We start from the raw sequence: 2,847 nt of genomic DNA on the forward strand, positions 1-2,847 counted from the left end.
GACGGCTCGCACGCGTACCCGACCAGGGGTGCGCGGCTGTGACGATGGTTCGCCGCCGAGCTGCGCCGGCTGGCCCAGCGCCGTCCGGACCTCAGCGACGACCAGCGCGCCGAGGTGGCCCGGACGGTGCACCGTGTGGTCCAGCGGCTGCTGCACCAGCCCACCGTGCGGGTCCGCCAGCTCGCGGCCGAGCCCGGCGGTGACCAGTACGCGGCCCTGCTGCGCGAGCTGTTCGACCTCCAGGTGCCGCAGACCTCCCCGGTCGACACGGTCCCCGACATCGTCGACACCGCCGACGTCCCCCGTTTCGGAGACGTCGACAGCGACGTCCCGCCGTTCGGCGGCACCGTCGCCGACTTCCCGCCCACCGGAGGTGAGCGATGAGCACCCCCCTGCGTCTCGGGACCCGGGGCAGCAAGCTCGCGATGGCCCAGTCCGGCCAGATCGCCGACGCGCTGACCGCCGCCACCGGCCGAGCCGTCGAACTGGTCGAGGTGGTGACCGCCGGTGACCGCTCGTCCGCGCCGGTGCACCGGCTCGGCGTCGGCGTGTTCGTCTCCGCGCTGCGGGACGCGCTGGTAGCCAACACGATCGACTTCGCGGTGCACTCCTACAAGGACCTGCCCACCGCGGCGGCCCCAGGTCTGCACATCGCGGCCGTACCGCCCCGGCAGGACCCGCGGGACGCCCTGATCGCCACGGACGGTCGTACGCTCGCCGAGCTGCCGCCCGGCGCGCGGATCGGCACCGGCGCGCTGCGCCGCATCGCCCAGCTGCACGCGCTGGGGCTGCAACTGGAGGTCACCCCCATCCGGGGCAACGTCGACACCCGGCTCGCGCGGGTGCTCGGCCCGGACGCCGACCTGGACGCCGTGGTCCTGGCTCGGGCCGGGCTGGCCCGGTTGGGCCGCACCGACGTGATCACCGAGACGCTCGACCCGATGCTGATGCTGCCCGCGCCCGCCCAGGGCGCGCTGGCGGTGGAGTGCCGGATCGACGACCCGGACCTGGTCGAGCTGCTCGCCGTGCTCGACCACGCACCGTCCCGCGCCGCGGTCACCGCGGAACGGGCGCTGCTGGCCACCCTGGAGGCCGGATGCTCAGCTCCGGTCGCCGCCTACGCCGAACTCGCCGAGGGTGAGACCGGCGATGAGATCTACCTGCGCGGTGCGGTGATCAGCCCGGACGGTTCGCGAGACCTCCGGCTGTCCCACACCGGTACGCCCGCCGACGCGGCGGAGATCGGCAAGGCACTCGCCGCCGAACTCCTCGACCTCGGCGCCGACTCGATCCTCGGCCAGGAAGGACACACCGGCCCGGGGACCCAGCAATTTGGGAGCACAGAATGACCCGCACCCGTAAGCCCGTAGGCCGCATCGCGTTCGTCGGGGCCGGTCCCGGCGACCCGGGCCTGCTGACCCGCCGGGCGCACGACGCCCTCGTCGACGCCGACCAGGTCGTGTACGACCGGGGAGTCCCCGAGTCGCTGCTCGACGCGGTCCGTGCACAGGCGAAGGAAGACGCGCAGTTCACCCCGGCGGAGGGCGCTCCGGGTGACGTGGCGAAGGTGCTGATCTCGGCGGCCCGCTCCGGGCTGAACGCGGTGCACCTGGTCGCCGGTGACCCCTTCGGTCACGACTCGGTGGTCAAGGAGGTGCAGGCGGTGGCCCGTACCGCCGCGCACTTCGAGGTGGTACCCGGTGTCGGGCAGGCCGAGGGCGTGGCCACGTACGCGGGTGTGCCGCTGCCGGGCGTACGGACCGCGGCGGACGTCGAGGACGTCAACACCCTCGACTTCGAGGCGCTGGCGGCGGCCGTCGGCCGGGGCTCGCTGGCTCTGGCCGTGGACGCCGGTGACCTCGCCGCGATCCGGGACGGCCTGCTGGCCGCCGGGGTGGACGGCACGACCGGCGTCGGGGTGACCGGCGACGGCACCGGCGAGACGCAGTACACGACCACGTCGACCGTGGACTCCTTCGTCGCGGCGGCCCTCGGCTTCACCGGCCGGGTCGTGCTCACCCTCGGTGAGGGCGTCGGCCAGCGGGACAAGCTGAGCTGGTGGGAGAACCGCCCGCTGTACGGCTGGAAGGTGCTGGTGCCCCGCACCAAGGAGCAGGCCGGTGCGATGAGCGCGCGGCTGCGCGCGTACGGGGCCATCCCGTGCGAGGTGCCGACCATCGCGGTCGAGCCGCCGCGTACGCCGGCCCAGATGGAGCGGGCGGTCAAGGGCCTGGTCGACGGCCGGTACGCCTGGGTGATCTTCACGTCGGTGAACGCGGTCCGGGCGGTCTGGGAGAAGTTCGCCGAGCACGGCCTGGACGCCCGCCACTTCGGCGGCGTCAAGATCGCCTGCATCGGTGAGGCGACCGCCGACGCGGTCCGCGCCTTCGGCATCCAGCCGGAGCTGGTCCCCGCTGGTGAGCAGTCCTCCGAGGGCCTGCTGGCCGAGTTCTCGCCGCACGACGAGATCCTCGACCCGGTGGGCCGGGTCCTGCTGCCCCGCGCCGACATCGCCACCGAGACGCTCGCCGCCGGGCTCACCGAGCGCGGCTGGGAGGTCGACGACGTGACCGCGTACCGGACCGTCCGGGCCGCCCCGCCGCCCGCCGAGATCCGGGACGCGATCAAGTCCGGCGGTTTCGACGCGGTGCTCTTCACCTCGTCCTCGACCGTGCGGAACCTGGTCGGCATCGCCGGGAAGCCGCACGCGCGTACCGTTGTTGCGGTGATCGGGCCCAAGACGGCGGAGACCGCGACGGAGTTCGGCCTGCGGGTCGACGTCCAGCCGCCGCACGCCTCGGTCCCCGATCTGGTGGAGGCGCTCGCCGCCTACGCCGTCGAGCTGCG

Annotated in this window: 2 protein-coding genes and 1 pseudogene; all 3 read left to right on the top strand. The window is 74.0% G+C overall.

The genetic code is table 11. The features are described from left to right. Nucleotides 1–51: 51 nt before the first annotated feature. Nucleotides 52–384 (top strand): annotated as a pseudogene (locus AB0I76_RS26780) (glutamyl-tRNA reductase); the annotation flags it as partial. After that, complete coding sequence (gene hemC / locus AB0I76_RS26785) at nt 381–1,349, top strand: hydroxymethylbilane synthase (RefSeq protein ID WP_357040961.1); 969 nt, start codon at nt 381–383, stop codon at nt 1,347–1,349. The pseudogene AB0I76_RS26780 and the gene hemC, both read left to right, overlap by 4 nt. Then, nucleotides 1,346–2,847 (top strand): uroporphyrinogen-III synthase (locus AB0I76_RS26790; RefSeq protein ID WP_357040964.1); only part of this gene is annotated, 1,502 nt, incomplete at its 3' end. The genes hemC and AB0I76_RS26790, both read left to right, overlap by 4 nt.

Source organism: Micromonospora sp. NPDC049799 (genome assembly GCF_040656655.1).
Taxonomy (GTDB): domain Bacteria; phylum Actinomycetota; class Actinomycetes; order Mycobacteriales; family Micromonosporaceae; genus Micromonospora.